We start from the raw sequence: 20,046 nt of genomic DNA on the forward strand, positions 1-20,046 counted from the left end.
CAATAGGGCAATCGAACGAGAAGCCCCCACTTCAAGCGTTAGCTAAGTGGAGGGAGTATGTCACTTATGGGAATTTTTGACAATTTTCGGGCGTAAAACACGCCCTTTTTTTATTTCCAGACCTAGCAAAAAAACTTGACAATAAAGTTAGCATGTGCTAACCTTATGTATGAGTTAGGAATAACTAATGAAAATTAGTCTCATCTAATGAAAATTAGCTATGTCTAATAATTGTTAGCAGAAACTAACGAAAATTAGCGTACGCGAATCAATTAGATTAGTAGCAGATGAAAAGAGCCGTTTCCGCTAAGTGAGACATCATGACGGGCAGAATGCGGAAAAACAGAGGAAGGAGAATCGTATGCAGGGAGCAATGCCGATTTCGATGGCAACCGTTGGAACCGTTTATACGATCAAAAAGATCAGCGGAAACACAGAGGTTCGTTCTCATTTAAAATCCATGGGATTTAACGAGGGAACAGAAGTAAAATTGATAACCCAGCTGGACGGAGACGTGATTATTCATGTAAAGGAGTCCAGAGTGGCTATAAATAAGGATCAGGCAAGACACATTCTGGTCTAAGGCAAGGGAATGGGGATATTCCGGAGCAGGTTGTATGGTACAAAAGCAGACGGAATCCCGAGTGAAAAATTGGAATGGTTAGGAGGAACAGAGAATGACGCTTAAAGATGCACAGGTTGGATCTACCGTCAAAGTTGTCAAGATTCATGGCGAAGGCGCATACAAACGCCGCATCATGGATATGGGCATCACGAAGGGAAGCAAGATTTTTATTCGAAAAGTAGCTCCGCTGGGCGATCCGGTAGAGGTTACGATTCGTGGATATGAGCTTTCACTTCGTAAAGCCGATGCTGAGTGCGTAGATGTTCAGACAGTTTAATAAGTTTGATTAAAAAAGCAGGAGGATGAAAAATGGCAATTCATATTGCTTTGGCGGGTAACCCGAACTGCGGTAAAACAACCATGTTTAACGCACTGACGGGTGCAAACCAGTATGTAGGTAACTGGCCGGGTGTTACAGTTGAGAAGAAAACCGGTAAATTAAAAGATGCTTCGGGAGAAGAGGTAAATGTAACGGACCTTCCGGGAGTTTATTCCCTTTCTCCGTATACACTGGAGGAAGTTGTAACCCGTGATTTTATCTTAAAAGAGAATCCGGATGTCATCGTAGACTTAGTCGATGCAACCAACATTGAGCGTAACCTGTATCTGACCACACAGCTGATCGAGACAGGTATTCCGGTTGTTATCGCTTTAAATATGTGCGATCTTCTGAAGAAGAACGGCATCAACATTGATGTAAAGGCACTGTCCAAGAAACTTGGCTGCCCGATCATTGAGACTTCCGCGCTGAAGAAAACAGGTCTGAAGGAAGTCATTGCAGAGGCAATCAAAGTTGCAAAGGATCATGCAGCAGGCACTGTAAGCGCTATTTTCGAGGGCAGCGTAGAGGATAAAGTAAGCGCAATCGAGGCAGAGCTTCCGTCCAGCATTCCGGAAGCAGAGAAGAGATGGTACGCAATTAAAGTTCTCGAGAATGACAGCAAGGTTGCAGAACAGCTTGGTCTTAGTGCAGACAATCGTTTCTCCCGTTACACCAAGGAACTGGAGAAGAAGTTTGATGATGACGCTGAGTCCGTTATCACTGACCAGAGATACGTATACATTCAGAAGGTTATCGAGGAGACCGTAAAGAAACCGGCTCAGAAGATGAGTCTGTCGGATAAGATCGATAGCATCGTAACCAACCGTTTACTTGGTATTCCGATCTTTGTTCTTGTTATGTGGGCGGTTTACTATGTATCCGTTACTACCGTTGGTACATTCGTAACAGACTGGACCAATGATACATTTGTTGGCGCAATTCAGGGCTGGGCTGGCGATGCACTGGCAGCAGCAGGCGCTTCTGACCTGATTGTAAGCCTTGTAGTGGATGGTATCATCGGCGGTGTTGGCGCCGTTCTTGGTTTCGTTCCGCAGATGGCTATCCTGTTCCTCTTCCTTTCCATTCTGGAAGATTGTGGTTACATGGTACGTATCGCATTCGTTATGGACCGTGTATTCCGTCACTTCGGACTGTCCGGTAAGAGCTTCATCCCGCTGCTGATTTCCTCTGGCTGCGGTGTTCCAGGTATCATGGCGTCCAAGACCATCGAGCAGGACAACGACAGACGTCTTACCATCATGACCGCTACCTTCGTTCCGTGTGGTGCGAAACTGCCGGTTATCGCTCTGATGGGCGGCGTTATGGCTGGCTATATGAGCGGCGACATGGATCTGGCTACTATGATGGCTCCGATCATGTACTTTGTAGGTATCGTTGCGGTTCTTGTATCCGCGATCATGTTAAAGAAGACCAAACCGTTCTCCGGCAAACCAGCTCCGTTCGTTATGGAGCTTCCGGCGTACCACATTCCGTCCGCTAAGACCGTTCTTCTTCATGTTTGGGAGCGTCTGAAGGGATTCATCATCAAGGCTGGTACAATCCTGTTCCTGGCTTGCGTTGTTATGTGGTTCCTGTCCTCTTTCGGATTTGTAGACGGTGGATTTGGTCTGGTAGAAGAATCTGCAGATTCTATCCTGGCTATGCTGGGTGGTGCTATCGCAATCCTGTTCCGTCCGCTTGGTTTCGGCGAGTGGCAGCCGGTTGCAGCTTCCATCACTGGTTTCACAGCAAAAGAGGCTATCGTTTCCACCATGGGTGTTCTGGCGAATGTATCCGAGGATCTGTCTGAGGAGACCGATGTCGTAGCAGCAGCTATCCAGACATGGTTCCCGACAACCATCGCAGCCTTTACATTCCTGCTGTTCAACCTGCTTGACTCTCCGTGTCTGGCAGCTATCGCAACGATGGCACAGCAGCTCCAGTCCAGAAAATGGTTCTGGTTCGCTATCCTGTATCAGAATCTCTTCGCTTACGCTGTATCCCTGATTGTATATCAGTTAGGTGGTCTGGTACTTGGAGCAGTTGCATTCAACGTATGGACTATCGTGGCAGCAGTCCTTTTGGTATTCATGCTCTTCATGCTGTTCCGTCCGGATCCATACAAGGATCAGAAGAGCTACACAAGAAGCTCTGTAGAGGCAGCTTCATAAGTTGGTTTCTAAATGAAAAATAAAACAGGTTCTGCCGTCCGTCCGGTGGTTTTGCGTTTCCGCTGACCGGGCATCGGCAGGTGCCTGTAATCATAAGTGATAAAATCAATCCTTTATAAGGCTGCCTCGGATAGCAGGATGAAAGTCTGCTGTTTGGAGGCAGTTTTATTCGATTTCAAAAAAGAAAAGGAGAAAGCATAGATGGGGGATTCATCCGGATCCATGTTTTATGGTGTGATTGGTTTTTTGGTAGTTTATTTTGTAGGATATTTTATCTGTCGTGTGTATGATAAAATAAAAAAGATACTCCGAAGCCATTCATCGAAAAGTCAGAGAAGAGAGGACGATAACGTATGAGACCGATTGATATTGGAATTTTAATTGTAGTAGCGATTTTGCTTTTGCTGGCATTACGTTCGGCGATCCGTCATTACACGGGAAAAGGCGGCGGATGCTGCGGATGCTCCGGTGGAAGCTGCGGTTCCTGCGGCAGCGATGGGAATGCTGGTGCGCGCGGCGAAGATCTTTCCAAGAAAGCGGTTACAGCGGGTACCCCGTCCAAGATCATGCGGATCGAGGGTATGCACTGTGCAAACTGCAAGAAATCCGTTGAAAAAGCCCTGACCGCCCAGAACGGCGTCATCCGTGCAGATGCGGACGTAGACAGAGGCATTGCCCGCGTGTTCTATGAGAATGGCGTGGACGATGCGAAGCTGCAGGAAGCGGTTGAAAAAGAGGGATTTGTGGTTAAGAATATTGAGACTGTTGTCTAAGAGAAAAGTGTGATCCTGTTCTGGTGTTACTGTTCACGCAAACGTGCCCAGTAACGGAATTTGCCGTGGCTTCGCATTTAAATACGGCAAATTCCTGCTGCCACCACGTTTTCTTACGGCACTTTCGGTTCCAAAAGTGCCTACCCGTGTACAGTAACGTTCTGGTTTCAGATGTGCTGGATAGGTTTATTTTGTATCGCAAAATAAAAAGACTTGTGGTATACTTGGAAAAAATGATAAAACTTATACAGAGAGGCAGAACGTATGATCAAGATTATAAAAGAAGCACAGGTTCGAAGCGAGGAAGATAATCGGAATCTGCGGGAGACCGTGGCGGGGATTATTGGTGAGGTCCGGGGGCGCGGGGACGCGGCTCTGAGGGAGTACAATGAGAAGTTTGACGGATGTACCCGTGAATCGCTGCTGGTCAGCCGGGAGGAGATTGATGCGGCTTATAAGGAGCTGGGCGAGCAGGAACTGGCGGATCTGAAAGCGGCGCATCACAATATCGAGGCATTTGCGAACGCGCAGAGACAGACCGTGAAACCGCTTGACAATTTCAGCCCGGAGCCGGGAGTCTTTTTAGGACACCGCATCATTCCGGTGGAGTCCTGTTGCTGTTATGTGCCGGGCGGCAATTATCCGCTGTATTCGACGGCGCTGATGTTAGCGACTCCGGCGAAGGCAGCGGGTGTAAAACGTATCACCGCCTGCTCTCCGGTAGTGCGGGGAACGGGTCATATCAATGCCAAGACGCTGGTAGCGATGGATCTGGCTGGCGTGGATGAGATCTACGCACTGGGCGGTGCACAGGCGATCGCAGCATTTTCCTATGGAACTGAGAGCATCAAGCCGGTGGATATTATTGTAGGGCCGGGTAACCGCTTCGTAACCGAGGCGAAACGTCAGTGCTACGGGCAGGTCGGCATCGACTTTGTAGCTGGGCCGAGCGAGGTCCTGGTAATCGCGGACGGAAAAGCGAGCGCGAAGGTGGTAGCGGCAGATCTGCTGGCACAGTCCGAGCATGATGTCAATGCGAAAGGCATTCTTCTGACAACCGATGAGGCATTTGGAAAGAGCGTGATTGAGGCGGTAGAGGAAGAGCTGAAGATTCTGGATACGGCAAAGATTGCGAGACAGTCCTGGGATACGTTTGGAGAGATCGGCGTGGTAGACAGCCTGGACGAGGCAGTTCAGTATGCGAATGAGTATGCACCGGAACATCTGGAGATCAACGTGGAAGATCCGGATGCACTGATTCCGAAGCTGGTTAATTACGGTTCCCTGTTTATCGGTCAGAATACGGCGGAGGTATTTGGTGATTATGCTTCCGGAACCAACCACACACTTCCGACTCTTCGGGCGGCACGTTATACCGGCGGCGTCTGGGTTGGTACATTCTTAAAGACCTGTACCCACCAGAGCATGACCCCGGAGGCATCCGCGCGGATCGCACCGCTTGTATCGCGTATGGCGCATGGAGAAGGCTTATCTGGACATGCAGCGGCTGCGGATGCAAGAAAATAGAGTAAATAGAAAATAAGAAAATAAACGCCCCCAGATGCAGCAATATCTGGGGGTTTTGTGTTCCAAAGCATATCGCCTGCCATTCTTGTCTTTTATTCCGGATAAACCAGTCTCTCCGGACCAATTCCATCTAAGACTTCGCGCAGAAAGCGGTCAGCCAGCCAGTTTGCCATCGGCAGGTTCATATCGAGGTAGTTGCCGCAATCTTTTGCACAAGCACCCGGAACCTCGTCTTTGTAGTCGCGCATGAAAGTAAAGAGCCCTTTCATCAGCGGCACGATCTCCTCGGATGTCAGGTCGCCTGCGAGAAGCAGGTAAAAGCCGGTGCGGCAGCCCATCGGTCCGAAGTAGAGGACGCGGTCTTTCCACTCCTCGTTATTTCGCAGCCAGGTGGCAGCTAGGTGTTCGATGGTGTGAACCTCCGCCGTATTCATGACTGGCTCATAGTTGGGGCGTGTCATGCGGATATCAAAGGTGGTGATGACCTGATCGCCCACGCGATCCTTGCGGGACACATAGACGCCAGGGAGCAGTTTCAGATGGTCGATGGTGAAGCTGGTGATTTTATCCATGAAAAAATACCTCCTAAATCAAAAATGCCAAAATTTCTTTTGACCTAACATCATTATATAAAGAGACAGGCATAAGAACAAGCACTTATTTTTTTGCAGTCTTAAAAACGCGGAAGCCAGCTACTACATTTAAGGCAAGAAACGCAGGAATACAGATAGACTCAATAGAGGGATAGATATCCTGGATACCGCTGATATCCTGAGCCATCATGCGAAGATTGATGTCATGCAGGGAAAGCAGCAGAAAGAGTGCAAAGCAGGCATAACTGCCAAGCGTAAGGATGGATGCCATAGTTTTGCCTGTAAAAAAAGCAAGAATGGCAAGTAAAAAGCTTAGTGGGAATAAAACTAAAAGAAAGAGACTCATAAATCAATACCTCCTGTTAAGTAATAGAGACAGTATACAGGATGGAATAGACAACCGTGTTACTTATTCCTTAATAAATCCTTACATATGTATTCTTGATGTTTGCATAATAAATAAAAAATGAAAAACAATATACAGAAATGCATAAAAATGCATAAATGACGTATAAAACACATAAAAATGTATAAAAAATCTCTTGACGCATAGAACTTTCCTATGCTATAATCTTCCAGAATATGAACAAAGGCGTTCATGGGCTCTGCTCATGGACGCCTTTGTTGCAGAATCAGACAATTTATAAAATATGTCTCTAATGATGTAAAAAACGCATCTGAGGAAAAACAGATTTGCTCAAATGTGAGGCTATTGAGAATGAAAAAGTAAACTGCCTGCATGAAGCTATTCACAGGCGGGGTACGAGAGAGAAAGGAATGGTGACCAGATGGAGAAACCGGTATATCTTCTGTTGGAAAACGGCGACTATTTTGAGGGAAAAAGCTTTGGCGCTCCTTTACGTGAAGTGACTGGAGAAGTCGTATTTACAACCGGTATGACAGGATACCTTGAGACGATCACAGATCCCAGCTATTTTGGACAGATTGTCGTTCAGACATTTCCGTTAATCGGAAACTACGGAGTGATTCCGCAGGACTTCGAGAATGAAGAGGTATATTTATCAGCCTATATCGTAAAAGAGTGGTGTCAGGAACCTTCCAACTTCAGATGCAGTGGGGATCTTGACACCTTTTTTAAAGAAAGAAACATCCCGGGCGTCTATGGAATCGATACGAGAAAGCTGGCAAAAACCATTCGTGAATCCGGTTCGATGAACGGCTGGTTGACCGAGGTGAAGTCGCCGTATGATGCGAAAAAGCTGGAGGAAGTGAAAAACTTCCACATTACAAAGGCGGTTGAAACCGTTACACCAAAGAAATGTGAGATCAAACCGGCGGATGAGAAAGAAGAGTTCCAGATTGTGCTCTGGGATTTCGGCGCAAAGGAAAATATCATCCGCGAGCTGACCAGGCGCGGCTGCCGCGTGGCTGACCTTCCGGCAGGTACGACGGCGGAGGAAATTCTGGCGATGAATCCGGACGGAATCATGCTTTCCAACGGCCCGGGCAACCCAGAGGACAACCCGGAGATCATCGAGGAGATCCGAAAGATTACGAAGGCTGGAAAACCGATGTTCGGCATCTGTCTGGGACACCAGCTGCTGGCGATTGCCAAGGGCGCGAAGACTGGAAAGATGAAATTCGGTCACAGAGGTGCGAACCAGCCGGTCAAGGATCTGACGACCGGACGCGTCTACATCAGCAGTCAGAACCACGGCTATGAGGTACTGCGCGATACGCTGCCGGAGGGCGCGGAGGAGACATTTATCAATGTCAACGACGGCACCTGCGAGGGGATCACCTACCACGATATGCCGGCATTTACCGTCCAGTTCCATCCAGAGGCTTGTGCAGGTCCGAAGGATACGGAAGAGCTGTTTGGGCGTTTCATTCAGATGATGAGAGATTATAAGGAAAAGGAGGGCGCGTCATGCCGTTAAATAAATCCCTGAAAAAAGTTATGGTAATCGGTTCCGGCCCTATCGTCATCGGTCAGGCGGCAGAGTTTGACTATGCAGGAACGCAGGCGTGCCGGGCTTTAAAAGAGGAAGGTCTGGAGGTCGTTTTAGTAAACTCCAACCCGGCAACCATCATGACGGACAGCGCCATTGCGGATCACGTATACATCGAGCCGCTGACCCTGGAATTTGTCAAGAGAATCATTGAAAAAGAGAAGCCTGACAGCATCCTGTCCACCCTGGGCGGACAGACCGGACTGACACTGTCCATGGAGCTTGCCAAAGAAGGTTTCTTAAAGAGCCACAATGTAACGCTTCTCGGCGCGTCCCCGGAGACCATCGATAAGGCGGAGGACCGCCAGTGCTTTAAAGACACGATGGAAGCTATCGGTGAGCCGGTCATTCCGTCCAAGGTTGTCACCACCATCGAGGATGCGCTTGATTTTGCCGAGGTTATTTCTTACCCGGTTATCGTGCGTCCGGCCTTTACCCTGGGCGGTACCGGCGGCGGTATTGCGGCAAATAAAGAAGAGCTTTACAACATCGCGGAGGCGGGTATCCGCCTGTCACCGATCAATCAGATTCTGGTTGAGAAATGTATTTCCGGATGGAAGGAGATCGAGTTTGAGGTAATGCGCGATGCCATCGGCAACGAGATTACGGTCTGCTCGATGGAAAACTTTGACCCGGTCGGCGTCCACACCGGCGACTCCATTGTTATCGCACCGGCTGTGACGCTGGCGGATAAGGAATACCAGATGCTTCGTTCCGCAGCGCTGAATATTATCCAGGCGATGGGCATCGAGGGCGGCTGCAACTGCCAGTTTGCGCTGAATCCGGAGAGCTTTGAATATGCCGTTATCGAGGTAAACCCGCGTGTATCCCGTTCTTCCGCCCTTGCTTCGAAAGCAACCGGATATCCGATTGCCCGCGTGGCAACCAAGATTGCGATCGGTTATCATCTGGACGAGATCCCGAACGAGGTAACCGGCGAGACGATGGCATGCTTCGAGCCGGCCCTTGACTATGTAACGGTTAAATTCCCGAAATGGCCATTTGATAAATTCGTTTACGGACGCCGGAAGCTGGGTACCCAGATGAAGGCAACCGGCGAGGTTATGGCGATCGGCCGCAACTTTGAGCAGGCGCTCATGAAGGCAGTCCGCGGCGCGGAGATCTCCCAGAACAGCCTGAACATGAAGAAACTGGCGCCGATGAGTGTGGAAGAGCTGAGAGAAAAAATTCTGGCGCAGGATGACGAGCGTCTGTTTGCAATCTATGAGAGCTTCAAGCGCGGCGTGACCGTTGCCGAGATTCATGAGCTGACCAAGATCGACGAGTGGTTCTTAAATAAATTGATGCATATCCTGTCCCTGGAACGCCGGATGCAGTCTGAGACGCTGAGCGATGCGCTTTATATGGAAGCCAAACAGAACGGATTCCCGGATGCAGTCATCAAGGAGATGACCGGGCTTTCGGAAATCAAGCATGTTCCGGCATGCTACCGCATGGTTGATACCTGCAGCGCCGAGTTTACGGCAAGTACCCCTTACTTCTACAGCACCTTCGGCGAGGAAGATGAGGCAGAAGAATTTATTAAAGAGAATGCAAGCGGAAAACCGGTTGTTATGGTATTTGGTTCCGGTCCGATCCGTATCGGTCAGGGTATCGAGTTCGATTTCGCCTCTGTTCACTGCGTATGGTCGTTAAAGAGAGCCGGTTATGAGGTTGTCATCGTAAATAACAACCCGGAGACCGTTTCCACCGACTTCAACGTAGCAGACCGTCTGTATTTTGAGCCGCTGACACCGGAGGATGTGCTGGATATCATCCGGATCGAGAAGCCGATCGGCGCAGTTGTGGCCTTTGGCGGACAGACAGCGATCCGTCTGACAAAATGCCTTGTAGAGAACAATATTCCGGTTCTCGGCACTCCGGCAGACAGCATCGATATGGCGGAGGATCGCGGACGTTTCGCAGCCCTGCTGAAAAAATTAAATATGAAACAGGCAGCGGGTCAGACCGTTTACACTGAGGATGAGGCAATCCAGGCGGCAAATCATCTGGGTTATCCGGTTCTGATGCGTCCGAGCTATGTATTAGGCGGACAAAACATGATTATCGCGTACAATGACGCCGATATTCATGAGTATATGAAGATTATTCTCTCACACAAGATTGAGAACGCGATCCTGATTGATAAATACCTGATGGGTACCGAGCTGGAGGTCGACGCGATCTGCGACGGCGAAACGGTTCTGATTCCGGGTATCATGGAGCACATCGAGCGTGCGGGCGTCCATTCCGGCGACTCCATCGCGGTATATCCGGCATTTATGCTGACCGAGAGCCAGAAAGACCGTCTGGTGGACTATTCCATCCGTCTGGCGCTGTCCATGAATACGAAAGGCCTGATCAATATCCAGTATGTCCTGCATGAGGATACGATCTATATCATCGAGGTCAACCCGCGTTCGTCCCGTACCGTGCCGTACATCAGCAAGGTAACCGGCGTGCCGATGGTCGATCTGGCAACCCGCATCATGATGGGCGAGAAGCTGGCTGACATGGGCTACGAGACAGGCCTGTATCCGTGCTCTCCGTACTACGCAGTCAAGGTTCCGGTCTTCTCCTTTGAGAAGCTGTCCAACGTAGATACACAGCTCGGACCGGAAATGAAATCGACCGGCGAGGTACTGGGTATCGCCCGGACGATGGAGGAAGCGCTGTTCAAGGGTCTGGTAGCAGCCGGATATACGATGAAGCGCGAGGGCGGCGTCTTAATCAGTGTCCGCGATACCGATAAGAGCGACCTGCGCGAGCTGGTCAAAGAGTACGTGGCGATGGGATTCCACATCTATGCGACCTCCGGTACTGCAAGCAGGTTAAACAGCGTCGGCATTTCTTCAACGTTAGTCAAGAAGCCGAAGGAAGCCAAAGAGGGCGAGGAGACGACCATTTCCCTGCTGGAAGAAGGAAAGATCAGCTATGTGATTTCCACTTCCAAGACGGGACGCCAGCCGGGACGCGACAGTGTCCGCCTGAGAAGAAAGGCAGTCGAGCTTGGTATTCCGTGCCTGACATCGCTTGATACCGCGGCTGTCCTGGCGCTGACACTGGAAAGCAAGTACAACGAGGACAACGTTGAACTGGTAGATATCGCGCACATTGCACATGGTGCAGCGGCTAGAAAAGAGCTGAGCCAGATGGAAAAACCGGAAGAAATCCAGATTCCGGGTTATGTGCTTCAGGAGCATGAGAACGACTAAAAAGAACGATGGTCTGCATGGATTCTGCGTTTTGAGGGTTGCGGAATCCGTGCAGGCTGAAATCTTTTGCGAAGGCAAAATCTGACAGAATCATATATGACGGAAAAAGTGGATTAATATTTTAAAGAAAGGAAGAGGAGGAAAAGCAGATGGCAAAATTTATTTTTGTGACAGGCGGTGTTGTATCAGGATTGGGGAAGGGTATTACAGCAGCGTCTCTGGGACGTCTTTTGAAGGCACGGGGATTTAAGGTAGCAGCGCAGAAGCTGGATCCATATATCAACGTCGATCCGGGAACCATGAGCCCGTATCAGCACGGCGAAGTATTCGTAACAAACGACGGTGCGGAGACGGATCTGGATTTGGGACATTATGAGCGTTTTATAGATGAAGATTTAAACCGTTATTCTAATCTGACGACCGGTAAGGTCTACTGGAATGTGCTAAATAAAGAGCGCCGCGGCGAATATCTGGGCGAGACGGTACAGGTGATTCCACATATCACAAATGAGATAAAATCATTTATCTATTCCGTGCAGGAAAAGACCGATGCGGACATCGTTATCACAGAGATCGGCGGAACGACCGGCGATATTGAGTCACAGCCGTTCCTGGAAGCCATCCGCCAGGTGTCCTGCGAGGCGGGACGCAGCAACTGCCTCTTCATCCATGTAACCCTGATTCCGTATCTGGAATCTTCCGGCGAGCATAAATCTAAACCGACCCAGCATTCAGTCAAACAGCTGCAGTCCTTCGGCATCATGCCGGATATCATCGTGGCGCGCTGTGACCGTCCGGTGGACGATCCGTCCATTTTCCGCAAGATCGCACTGTTCTGCAACGTCAAAGAGGACTGCGTCATCGAGAACCTGACCCTTCCGGTTCTCTACGAGGCGCCGATCATGCTGGAGGAAGCAGGACTTGCCAAGATCGTGCTTCGCGAGCTGGGCATCGAGAAAGCGCCGCAGGAGTGCGATCTGACGGAGTGGAAACATATGCTGGACCGCATCAAGAACAGCCGCAAGACGGTCAAGATTTCCCTGGTCGGCAAGTACGTCAAACTGCACGACTCCTATCTGTCGATCGTAGAATCCCTGCACCATGCCGGATGGGAAAATGGCGCGCAGGTGGAGATCAACTGGGTGGATAGCGAGACGATCACCCCGGAGACGGCACCGGAAATCCTGGGCGGTTCAACCGGTATCATCGTGCCGGGCGGCTTCGGCATCCGAGGCATCGAGGGCATGATTGCGGCAGCTGATTATGCGAGAAGAAACAATATCCCGTACTTTGGCATCTGCCTTGGTATGCAGATCGCGGCGATCGCATTTGCCAGAGGCGTGTTAGGCTATGAGGATGCGAACTCAACCGAATTTGCGCCGGACAGCAAGCATCCGGTCATTGCCCTGATGGAAGAGCAGATGGATCTGGCTGACATGGGCGGAACGATGCGTCTGGGTGCATATCCGTGCCGCATCAGTCCGGATACGCTGATGATGAAAGCGTATGGAAAAGGTCTGATCGAAGAGAGACATCGCCATCGTTATGAATTTAACAACAAGTTCCGGGAAGTTTATATGGAGCATGGCGCTATCTTTTCCGGACAGTCTCCGGACGGTACGCTGGTAGAGGCGATGGAGATTCCGGGACATCCGTTCTATCTGGGAGTTCAGTACCATCCGGAGTTCAAGAGCCGCCCGAACCGCGCACATCCGATCTTCCGGGAGTTTGTGAAAGCGGCTCTGGAGGTAAAGGAAAAAAATTCTTAAAATATGGAGAAAATAAAGTATGAAGATCAACGAAAACTATAAAAATCTGGAAGAAAGCTATCTGTTTTCCACCATCGCTAAAAAAGTAGATGAATACACCAAAGCCCATCCAGAGGCAAAAGTAATCAAAATGGGTATCGGTGACGTAACCCTTCCGATCTGCCAGAAAGCAGCTGACGCATTTGCAAAAGCAGCTATGGAGCAGGGCAAGGCGGCTACGTTCCATGGATATGGTCCGGAGCAGGGATATGATTTTCTGCGCGTAGCAGTTCAGAAGTATTATGCGTCCTTCCAGGTTGAGGTGGCGGCGGAGGATATATTCATCAGCGACGGCGCGAAGAGTGATGTCGGAAATATCCTCGATCTCTTTGATGCGGACAACACGGTCCTGATCCCGGATCCGGTATACCCGGTTTACATGGATACGAACGTGATGGCAGGCAGAAAGATCGTATTTATGGATGCCAATGTGGAAAATGGCTTTCTTCCGATGCCTCCGAAGGGACAGAAAGCGGATATTATTTATCTCTGCTCCCCGAACAACCCGACTGGCGGTGTGTACAACCGTGAGCAGTTAAAAGAGTGGGTTGACTATGCGAACGAGCAGGATGCGATCCTTTTATTTGATGCGGCGTATGAGTCCTTCGTAGCAGATCCGGCGCTTCCGAGAAGTATTTTTGAGATTGAGGGCGCCAAGACCTGCGCGATCGAGTTCTGCTCCCTTTCGAAGCTGGCAAGCTTTACCGGAACCCGCTGTGGCTATACCGTGGTTCCGTCTGAATTAGAGCGTGGTGGTTCTTCCATCCGCAAGATGTGGCTGCGCCGCCAGACAACCAAGTTTAACGGCGTTTCCTACCCGGTACAGCGCGCCGCAGAGGCAGCTCTTTCACCGGAGGGCATGGCACAGTGCCGCGAGCACCTGGACGTATACCGCACCAATGCGAAGATCATGACAGAGACCTTAAAAGAGCTTGGCATCTGGCACATCGGCGGCGAAAATTCACCGTACATCTGGATGCAGTGCCCGAACGGCATGAAATCCTGGGAGTTTTTCGACGATCTGCTTGCCAAGGCAAATGTGGTCGGCACACCGGGCAGCGGATTTGGTAAGAATGGAGAAGGATTCTTCCGTCTGACTGCATTTGGTACGACTGCGAATACAAAAGAGGCAATGGAGCGGATCAAGAAGGTTTACGGAAAATAAATAGCTCTATTTTATAAATGAGGGGGCTGGTGCATCTGGGGCATTGTTATCCTATGCACCGTCCCCTTTTTGCTGCAGCAGGGAGGTGACGCCCATGGTGACCTTAAACGATTATCTGTATTCCGGCGATACGATGTTTAAGATTTTAAAGAATTACAGCCGGGATTTGAAAGCGGAGGCAAAACAGACAAACAATGAGATAGACCTGATACATGCAAATTTTCTGATTCAGATCCGGGAACTTTTGGAACACAATGATTTCCTGACGACCCAGTCACAGAAGATCCGGGAATTTTATATTCATATGGCAAAGGAATATCCGCTTCTGGCATTTAACTTTAAGGGCAGAATCAAATCGCTGATCCGCTCGGAGGCGAAGTTTAACGGATATATCGTCGAGTATATCTATGATTGTTACACGGAACATAAGACATTTCCGTCGATCTCCGATTTGAAGCAGAGATTGAGCTGTTTCCGCGACCTGATCGCGTACCGGATCGTGATTTCACTGCCGAAGTGTTACCTGAAACCGGGGGAATCGCAGCAGGAGGCAGATATCAGGTACCTCTACCAGATTGCGAATGAACTTCCGGGATTTCTGGAGGAACGCGGGTTTACGGCGGAACCGGCTTACGGGGTGAAGGAGAGTACCTCCCCGTTGATGGATGAGGAGGTAAGGCCGTACTACCGTGATTATGTCTGCGGAAATAGTTCGGATGATTACCAGTCTCTGCATATTACGTTTTACGATAATTGTTCCAGAAGCTATGTGGAGGTACAGCTTCGCACAAAGCACATGGACGATATCGCGGAGATCGGCGTGGCCAATCATTTAAGCTACGAAAAGCGCCAGGAGGGCGAGCGGGCCAGGCGGGATGAGATACCGGAAGGTGCATGTATTTATTTTGATGAGGCATATGAACGCTGCCAGCGCCTGGTATCGCTCAATTTAGCTGAAGTGGATGTCAATATGTTTACGGCAATCAACAACGACCTTGTCAATGACGGCTGCGGGCTGTACCGGGGGCGGCTGATTCTGCCATATGAGCATTTATCGAGGCATCAGAATGAGCTGGTGGATTGAGGGGGTTCACGGGCAGGCATGAATCCGGTTGCGAATAGTTGACGAAACGGGAAGAATCATATATAGTTGCCTGTAAAGGAAAAATGACCGAAAATGATAGGGAGGAACCAGTTTATGGACCATACATCCTGCCGCCTGCGTCTGGCCGCTATCGCCGATGCACCTGCGATATTGGAAATTTATGCACAATATATGGACACGCCGATCACGTTTGAGACGGAGCTGCCGTCCCTGGAGGAATTTGAGGGGCGCATCCGGGCGATCACGGCAGAATATCCGTGGATTGTCTGCGAGGATGAAACGGGCAGAATCATTGGCTATGCATATGGGCATAAGCAGCTTGAGCGCGCGGCGTACCGTTGGAATGCGGAACTTTCTGAATATCTGGACAGTCGGGTAACATCGAAGGGCATCGGCAAACGGATGCTTCTGGTGCTTTTAGAGCTTTTAAAGGCACAGGGCGTCCACACCGTCTACAGTCTGGTGACAAGTCCGAATGTGAAGAGCGATGCGATGCATAACGGATGCGGATTCCGGACGATGGGCGTGTGCAAAAATACCGGTTATAAGAGCGGAAAATGGCACGATGTTACCTGGTATGAGAAAGCGCTGCTGCCATATGAGGACGTACCGGCGGAGATGATTCCGATTGGGGAGATGGAGAAGGAGACGGTAGATAAGATTTTGGCGTCTTTTTGAACAGAGACATAAAACAAATCTGCATAAAATAAACAGGGCGTGTGAAAAAGGAATTTTCCATTTTCACACGCCCTCATCCGTTCTCTTTTATTCATCAGCGCCGTAATGCGCTGTCCATTCATTCACTCAGATTAGTTGAAGTATCTCTTTAACAGACCCTCAAATGCCTTGCCATGTCTAGCCTCATCACGAGCCATCTCATGAACGGTGTCATGGATTGCATCCAGGTTAGCAGCTTTCGCACGTTTTGCAAGGTCAAATTTGCCTTCGGTTGCGCCGTGCTCAGCCTCTACACGCATCTCCAGGTTCTTCTTGGTGGAATCAGTTACAACCTCGCCGAGAAGCTCTGCAAACTTAGCAGCGTGCTCAGCCTCTTCGTGAGCAGCTTTCTCCCAGTACAGACCGATCTCCGGATAGCCCTCTCTGTGAGCTACACGTGCCATCGCCAGGTACATACCAACTTCTCTGCACTCGCCTTCATAGTTAGCTCTTAAATCTTCGAGAATATCCTCGCTGACACCCTGTGCCACACCAACTACGTGCTCAGCCGCCCAGGTCATCTCGCCGGACTGCTCTTTGAACTTGGAAGCCGGAGCGCCGCATACTGGACATTTTTCCGGAGCAGCCTCACCCTCGTATACATAACCACATACTGTACAGACAAATTTCTTCATAGTCAATTCTCCTTTTCTAAAATAAATTTTTAATTTCGTGTTTTATAGAAACAATAAATAGATAGTAAAGTTGCTTGCAACCATTCTGTTTCATAGGAGCTTTTAAAACGAAATCGTTTATTTGGCTTAAATGAAATCAGTAATGATTACTGATATTAAGATATCATAGATTCCTGTGTTTGTCAATGGAAAAATAGAAATAATTCTTATTTTTTTCATTTTTATCGGTAACCTGGATATTCTCAGAACCTTTAGTGCTTTTCCCCTTTCAGACACTCATCGCATATCCCATAGAAAAACACGGTATGGTCGTCGATCGTTCCCGGCACAAATTCTTTGGCGGCTGTCTCCAGCTCCTTGGTTGCTTCCATCGGAATATCCATGACCCGTCCGCACTGGCGGCAGACATAGTGGTAATGTGGGGATGTATCATAATCGAAATGATCCGTGCCGTCGCCGCAGGACAGCTTCCGGATCTCGCCCAGCTCAACTAACAGGTTTAAATTGCGGTAAACGGTTCCAAGGCTGATATTCGGAAACTGTTCCCGGATGCTGGTGTAAAGGGCGTCGGCGGTCGGATGATCCTTCCGGCTCATCAGGCAGGCTTTGATCGATTCGCGCTGACGGCTGTATTTTAAGGTTTTCATAAGCGACACTCCAATCCTTCTAAATAATATTGATAATGATTATTATTTATATTATGCGTCCTGACGCGATGAAAGTCAATCTTTTTTCAAAGATTTCCGTGAGAAATTTTAGAGTCAAATTTCAACATCACCGATGCATAAAAGATCCCGTCCTCATACTGGAAATCCACCAGACCCTGGTACCGCTCAGCGATCGAACGGATGGAGGCGGTTCCCGTGCCGAAGCCGTCATGTTTGGTCGAGCGGAACCGCCCATTTTCCTCGATCGGCGGATGGCAGCAGGTGTTGTCAACGGCGATCACGATGTGACCGGCATCCTCCTGGGCGCAGATGCGGATAAACGGCGCGCTGTCCGTACATTCCCGACAGGCGTCGAGGGCATTTTCCAGAAGATTGCCGAAGATCGAGCAGAGCTGTGGCTCACCCAGCGGGAGAGAGGGCGGAAGCTGGATGCGGACCGAAAAATCGACCGACGCCTTGCGTGCCTCCTCGCCGTAATAGCTGATAATCGTGTTGACCGCATAATTTTCACACCAGGTCCGCGCGGTGTCCGGTGGAAGCGTCATACGGTATTGTTCGATGTAGGTATTCAGATCCTCCGTTTTCCCGCTTTGCAGGTAATGCTCGATGAGATTTAAGTGCTGGCGCAGGTCGTGGCGCGCCTCCCGCACCTCTTCGATGTGGCGGGAAAGCTGCTGATACTGTGTGTACTGCATCGCCAGGAGGGTGTCCTGCTGTGCCGCGCGTTCTTCCAACTGCGCCTGCTGGCGGACTGCATTGAGCGCTTCCAAAAGGACATAGTAGATGAGAATTGTCATAGCAAAGAGCCAGAGGCGCGTGAGGATAAAACGGAACTTGCGGACGGTATCAATGTTTAAATCAAAGTTATAAGCGCAGATAATCAGGGTGCATGAAAATGGAATAAACCAGACTTTCTGCCAGAATGCGGAGCTGTCTACCTGAAAAACGCGTTCCGTGGCATTTTTCATAAATTTGAGCCCGAGGGGGAGCGTCAGAAGCAGAAGAATCGAGATGAGCAGCAGGCTTTGATCGCGGAGTGAATAATAGGTAATGCTGGGATCGTAAAATAGACGGCTTTCCAGAAAGAAACAGATGCCCCGGACTGTGACAAAATAATTCAGGATGAAGTTTCCCAGAAACAGAAGTTTCCAGAAATTAGCCTTCACACATAAAAAATAGATCGCCAGGGAAACGAAGGCAAATACCGTGTCGGTGACCCGGGTCGGTTTACCGTGGCTGATCAGGTAGGTATACAGGGAGGACTGGAGCAGCTGACCGATAAAAATGAACAGAATCAGGATTTTAATCGGAAATCGAAGCTGCTTTTTAAATGGCAGAATCGATAAAATAAAAAAAGGAATGGAATAGACGGTTTCAACGAGAAATGCCTTGCCAAACACAGACCAGTTCATAGCGTACCTCCCTTCCGCAATGTGTCAAATAAGTAGGCTGCAAATGCTTCTTTTGTCTCTTTTTTCTTCCGGCGGCTGCAGAAAAAGCAGCTGCCGTTTTTCAGATGGACAGAACCGTCCTCGTCCACCGAGGTAACATGTGAAAAATTGATAAGCAGCCCGCGTCCGCTCATGTAAAAACGACTGCCCTTCGGGAGCAGTGCCATCAGATCCGAAAAAGAGAGCCGTGTGGCGGCATCGCCGGAGCTGGTATGGATGATCAGCCGGTGGTTCTGCGTCTCCGCGTACAGAAAATCATCGAGCAGAATCCGCTGCGTGGATGCCTGTCCCCGTCCGAGCGCCGCCTGAATTTCGATGTAGGCAGGTACGGCGAGAAATGTCCGGATCTCATCGAGACACCAGGCAAGCGCCTTTTCCTCAACTGGTTTTAAGAGATAATCAAGCGGATGGGCACGGTAGCCCTGCAGCGAATAATCGCGTTCCGATGTGGTGAAAACGATCGGGAGACGTTGCGCGCTCTTGCGAAGCTCCAGCGCCGTGTCAATGCCATTGCGCCCGTCCCGGTCCAGCATAATATCCATAAAAACCGCATTAAAAAGTCCCGGACGGAACGCTTCCAGAAATGCCTCGCCGCTCTCGTAGCAGTCAAAGTACACCGTTTCCCCGTGCTTCTCCAAGTTCTCCTGTATCAAATGAATCAGATGCTTCTGATCTATCTTCAAATCTTCAACAATCGCAAAATGCATCAAAGCTCAACCGCCTCCTTTATTCAAAACCGTGACCATTTAGGTCGAGGTTTGACCGTTTGCGTCGATGTGGTTTTCATTAAATTGCTCATTTGGTATGTTTATAGTATAAAAGTTATGACCCGAAATGTAAATGAAATATCGTTACAGAAAAATCAAAAAAGGCAGGTGGGGTATGGTACGGGTAGTGATATATGGAGAAAAAACGACCGACATTGAAGGTCTGGAAAAAATGCTGTGTGAAATTTTGACTGAAAACCGCAGATGGCCGATGATTCACACGTATATCAGCGATCTGGACGCATATCTGCACTTTGTAAAGGGGAATCCCTACCTCATTATGCTGGCGTCCGTGCAGGGCAGACAGGGAGTGGAAATCGTAGAAAAAATCCGGGAAAATAACCCGGCGGCGTCCTTAATCTGGCTTTCCGGCCGGGACAATGCCCTTGAATCCTGGCGGCTCCATGTGACCGCATTCGGGGTATTTCCGACGAAAAAAGAAGAATTAGAAGAACTTCTGGCGGCGTGCAGCGAAAGCCTGCTGGATCGGAAGAAAGAGTATTTTGTTTAGGTGGGAAACAGACTGAAATA

18 protein-coding genes are annotated in these 20,046 nt (G+C 49.5%); 12 read left to right on the forward strand and 6 right to left on the reverse strand.

The features are described from left to right. Positions 1-361: 361 nt before the first annotated feature. The 5 genes from DXC57_RS14975 (at position 362) to hisD (ending at position 5,418) form a co-directional block, all read left to right on the forward strand. Positions 362-583 carry a FeoA family protein gene (locus tag DXC57_RS14975; protein ID WP_243101501.1) on the forward strand — a complete coding sequence of 74 codons (222 nt, stop codon included), beginning with the start codon at positions 362-364 and terminating at the stop codon, positions 581-583. Between the two features lie 94 nt (positions 584-677). After that, the gene (locus DXC57_RS14980) at positions 678-902 is read left to right on the forward strand and encodes a ferrous iron transport protein A (protein WP_118491741.1); all 225 of its coding nucleotides are present in this window, start codon (positions 678-680) and stop codon (positions 900-902) included. Between the two features lie 32 nt (positions 903-934). Further along, complete coding sequence (gene feoB, locus DXC57_RS14985; RefSeq protein ID WP_118653370.1) at positions 935-3,118, forward strand: ferrous iron transport protein B; 2,184 nt, start codon at positions 935-937, stop codon at positions 3,116-3,118. 353 nt (positions 3,119-3,471) lie between these two features. Next, entirely contained in the window at positions 3,472-3,891 is a 420-nt protein-coding gene (locus tag DXC57_RS14990) for a heavy metal-associated domain-containing protein (protein WP_107000658.1), read from the forward strand. A 264-nt stretch (positions 3,892-4,155) separates the two neighbouring features. Then, positions 4,156-5,418 (forward strand): histidinol dehydrogenase, encoded by a 1,263-nt coding sequence (gene hisD, locus DXC57_RS14995; RefSeq protein WP_207722875.1) that lies wholly within the window; start codon positions 4,156-4,158, stop codon positions 5,416-5,418. 92 nt (positions 5,419-5,510) lie between these two features. Here hisD and DXC57_RS15000 read toward each other — a convergent pair whose 3' ends face one another. Together DXC57_RS15000 and DXC57_RS15005 are read right to left on the reverse strand one after the other, a co-directional pair. Further along, a complete protein-coding gene (locus DXC57_RS15000) occupies positions 5,511-5,990 on the reverse strand; it encodes an S-ribosylhomocysteine lyase (protein WP_022359008.1) in 480 nt (159 codons plus the stop codon). An 85-nt stretch (positions 5,991-6,075) separates the two neighbouring features. Next, positions 6,076-6,357, reverse strand: a complete 282-nt coding sequence (locus tag DXC57_RS15005) for a hypothetical protein (RefSeq protein ID WP_118653372.1) — start codon at positions 6,355-6,357, stop codon at positions 6,076-6,078. A 442-nt stretch (positions 6,358-6,799) separates the two neighbouring features. On the opposite strand from DXC57_RS15005, the gene DXC57_RS15010 reads away from it, so the two are divergent. The 6 genes from DXC57_RS15010 (at position 6,800) to DXC57_RS15035 (ending at position 15,955) form a co-directional block, all read left to right on the forward strand. Further along, entirely contained in the window at positions 6,800-7,912 is a 1,113-nt protein-coding gene (locus DXC57_RS15010) for a carbamoyl phosphate synthase small subunit (RefSeq protein WP_118653374.1), read from the forward strand. Beyond that, on the forward strand, positions 7,903-11,199 hold the full coding sequence (gene carB / locus DXC57_RS15015) for a carbamoyl-phosphate synthase large subunit (protein ID WP_118491737.1): 3,297 nt from the start codon (positions 7,903-7,905) through the stop codon (positions 11,197-11,199). Before DXC57_RS15010 ends, carB begins: the two co-directional genes overlap by 10 nt. A 149-nt stretch (positions 11,200-11,348) precedes the next feature. Continuing rightward, entirely contained in the window at positions 11,349-12,968 is a 1,620-nt protein-coding gene (locus DXC57_RS15020) for a CTP synthase (RefSeq protein WP_107000654.1), read from the forward strand. A 19-nt stretch (positions 12,969-12,987) separates the two neighbouring features. Further along, positions 12,988-14,172 carry an LL-diaminopimelate aminotransferase gene (locus DXC57_RS15025; protein WP_107000653.1) on the forward strand — a complete coding sequence of 395 codons (1,185 nt, stop codon included), beginning with the start codon at positions 12,988-12,990 and terminating at the stop codon, positions 14,170-14,172. A 94-nt stretch (positions 14,173-14,266) separates the two neighbouring features. After that, positions 14,267-15,256 (forward strand): guanosine polyphosphate pyrophosphohydrolase, encoded by a 990-nt coding sequence (locus DXC57_RS15030; RefSeq protein WP_118653376.1) that lies wholly within the window; start codon positions 14,267-14,269, stop codon positions 15,254-15,256. Positions 15,257-15,370: 114 nt separating this feature from the next. Next, the gene (locus DXC57_RS15035; protein ID WP_107000651.1) at positions 15,371-15,955 is read left to right on the forward strand and encodes a GNAT family N-acetyltransferase; all 585 of its coding nucleotides are present in this window, start codon (positions 15,371-15,373) and stop codon (positions 15,953-15,955) included. Positions 15,956-16,086: 131 nt separating this feature from the next. On the opposite strand, the gene DXC57_RS15040 is transcribed toward DXC57_RS15035, so the two are convergent. The 4 genes from DXC57_RS15040 to DXC57_RS15055 form a co-directional block, all read right to left on the reverse strand. Next, on the reverse strand, positions 16,087-16,629 hold the full coding sequence (locus DXC57_RS15040; RefSeq protein ID WP_022359001.1) for an NADH peroxidase: 543 nt from the start codon (positions 16,627-16,629) through the stop codon (positions 16,087-16,089). 251 nt (positions 16,630-16,880) lie between these two features. Then, positions 16,881-17,276, reverse strand: coding sequence for a transcriptional repressor (locus DXC57_RS15045; RefSeq protein ID WP_118293836.1), 396 nt, complete (start codon positions 17,274-17,276; stop codon positions 16,881-16,883). An 86-nt stretch (positions 17,277-17,362) separates the two neighbouring features. Beyond that, complete coding sequence (locus DXC57_RS15050) at positions 17,363-18,709, reverse strand: sensor histidine kinase (protein WP_118653378.1); 1,347 nt, start codon at positions 18,707-18,709, stop codon at positions 17,363-17,365. Then, positions 18,706-19,455 (reverse strand): LytTR family DNA-binding domain-containing protein, encoded by a 750-nt coding sequence (locus DXC57_RS15055; RefSeq protein WP_118653380.1) that lies wholly within the window; start codon positions 19,453-19,455, stop codon positions 18,706-18,708. Before DXC57_RS15055 ends, DXC57_RS15050 begins: the two co-directional genes overlap by 4 nt. Positions 19,456-19,630: 175 nt before the next feature. Between DXC57_RS15055 and DXC57_RS15060 the strand changes: the two genes are divergently transcribed. After that, a complete protein-coding gene (locus DXC57_RS15060; protein WP_118653382.1) occupies positions 19,631-20,026 on the forward strand; it encodes a hypothetical protein in 396 nt (131 codons plus the stop codon). Positions 20,027-20,046 lie beyond the last annotated feature (20 nt).

Source organism: Clostridium sp. TF06-15AC (assembly GCF_003481165.1).
Taxonomy (GTDB): Bacteria; Bacillota; Clostridia; order Lachnospirales; family Lachnospiraceae; genus Otoolea; species Otoolea fessa.

Coding starts and splice junctions, on each gene's coding strand:
- DXC57_RS14975 (WP_243101501.1), top strand. CDS start 362: ATGCAGGGAGCAATGCCGATTTCGATGGCAACCGTTGGAACCGTTTAT.
- DXC57_RS14980 (WP_118491741.1), top strand. CDS start 678: ATGACGCTTAAAGATGCACAGGTTGGATCTACCGTCAAAGTTGTCAAG.
- feoB (WP_118653370.1), top strand. CDS start 935: ATGGCAATTCATATTGCTTTGGCGGGTAACCCGAACTGCGGTAAAACA.
- DXC57_RS14990 (WP_107000658.1), top strand. CDS start 3,472: ATGAGACCGATTGATATTGGAATTTTAATTGTAGTAGCGATTTTGCTT.
- hisD (WP_207722875.1), top strand. CDS start 4,156: ATGATCAAGATTATAAAAGAAGCACAGGTTCGAAGCGAGGAAGATAAT.
- DXC57_RS15000 (WP_022359008.1), bottom strand. CDS start 5,990: ATGGATAAAATCACCAGCTTCACCATCGACCATCTGAAACTGCTCCCT.
- DXC57_RS15005 (WP_118653372.1), bottom strand. CDS start 6,357: ATGAGTCTCTTTCTTTTAGTTTTATTCCCACTAAGCTTTTTACTTGCC.
- DXC57_RS15010 (WP_118653374.1), top strand. CDS start 6,800: ATGGAGAAACCGGTATATCTTCTGTTGGAAAACGGCGACTATTTTGAG.
- carB (WP_118491737.1), top strand. CDS start 7,903: ATGCCGTTAAATAAATCCCTGAAAAAAGTTATGGTAATCGGTTCCGGC.
- DXC57_RS15020 (WP_107000654.1), top strand. CDS start 11,349: ATGGCAAAATTTATTTTTGTGACAGGCGGTGTTGTATCAGGATTGGGG.
- DXC57_RS15025 (WP_107000653.1), top strand. CDS start 12,988: ATGAAGATCAACGAAAACTATAAAAATCTGGAAGAAAGCTATCTGTTT.
- DXC57_RS15030 (WP_118653376.1), top strand. CDS start 14,267: ATGGTGACCTTAAACGATTATCTGTATTCCGGCGATACGATGTTTAAG.
- DXC57_RS15035 (WP_107000651.1), top strand. CDS start 15,371: ATGGACCATACATCCTGCCGCCTGCGTCTGGCCGCTATCGCCGATGCA.
- DXC57_RS15040 (WP_022359001.1), bottom strand. CDS start 16,629: ATGAAGAAATTTGTCTGTACAGTATGTGGTTATGTATACGAGGGTGAG.
- DXC57_RS15045 (WP_118293836.1), bottom strand. CDS start 17,276: ATGAAAACCTTAAAATACAGCCGTCAGCGCGAATCGATCAAAGCCTGC.
- DXC57_RS15050 (WP_118653378.1), bottom strand. CDS start 18,709: ATGAACTGGTCTGTGTTTGGCAAGGCATTTCTCGTTGAAACCGTCTAT.
- DXC57_RS15055 (WP_118653380.1), bottom strand. CDS start 19,455: ATGCATTTTGCGATTGTTGAAGATTTGAAGATAGATCAGAAGCATCTG.
- DXC57_RS15060 (WP_118653382.1), top strand. CDS start 19,631: ATGGTACGGGTAGTGATATATGGAGAAAAAACGACCGACATTGAAGGT.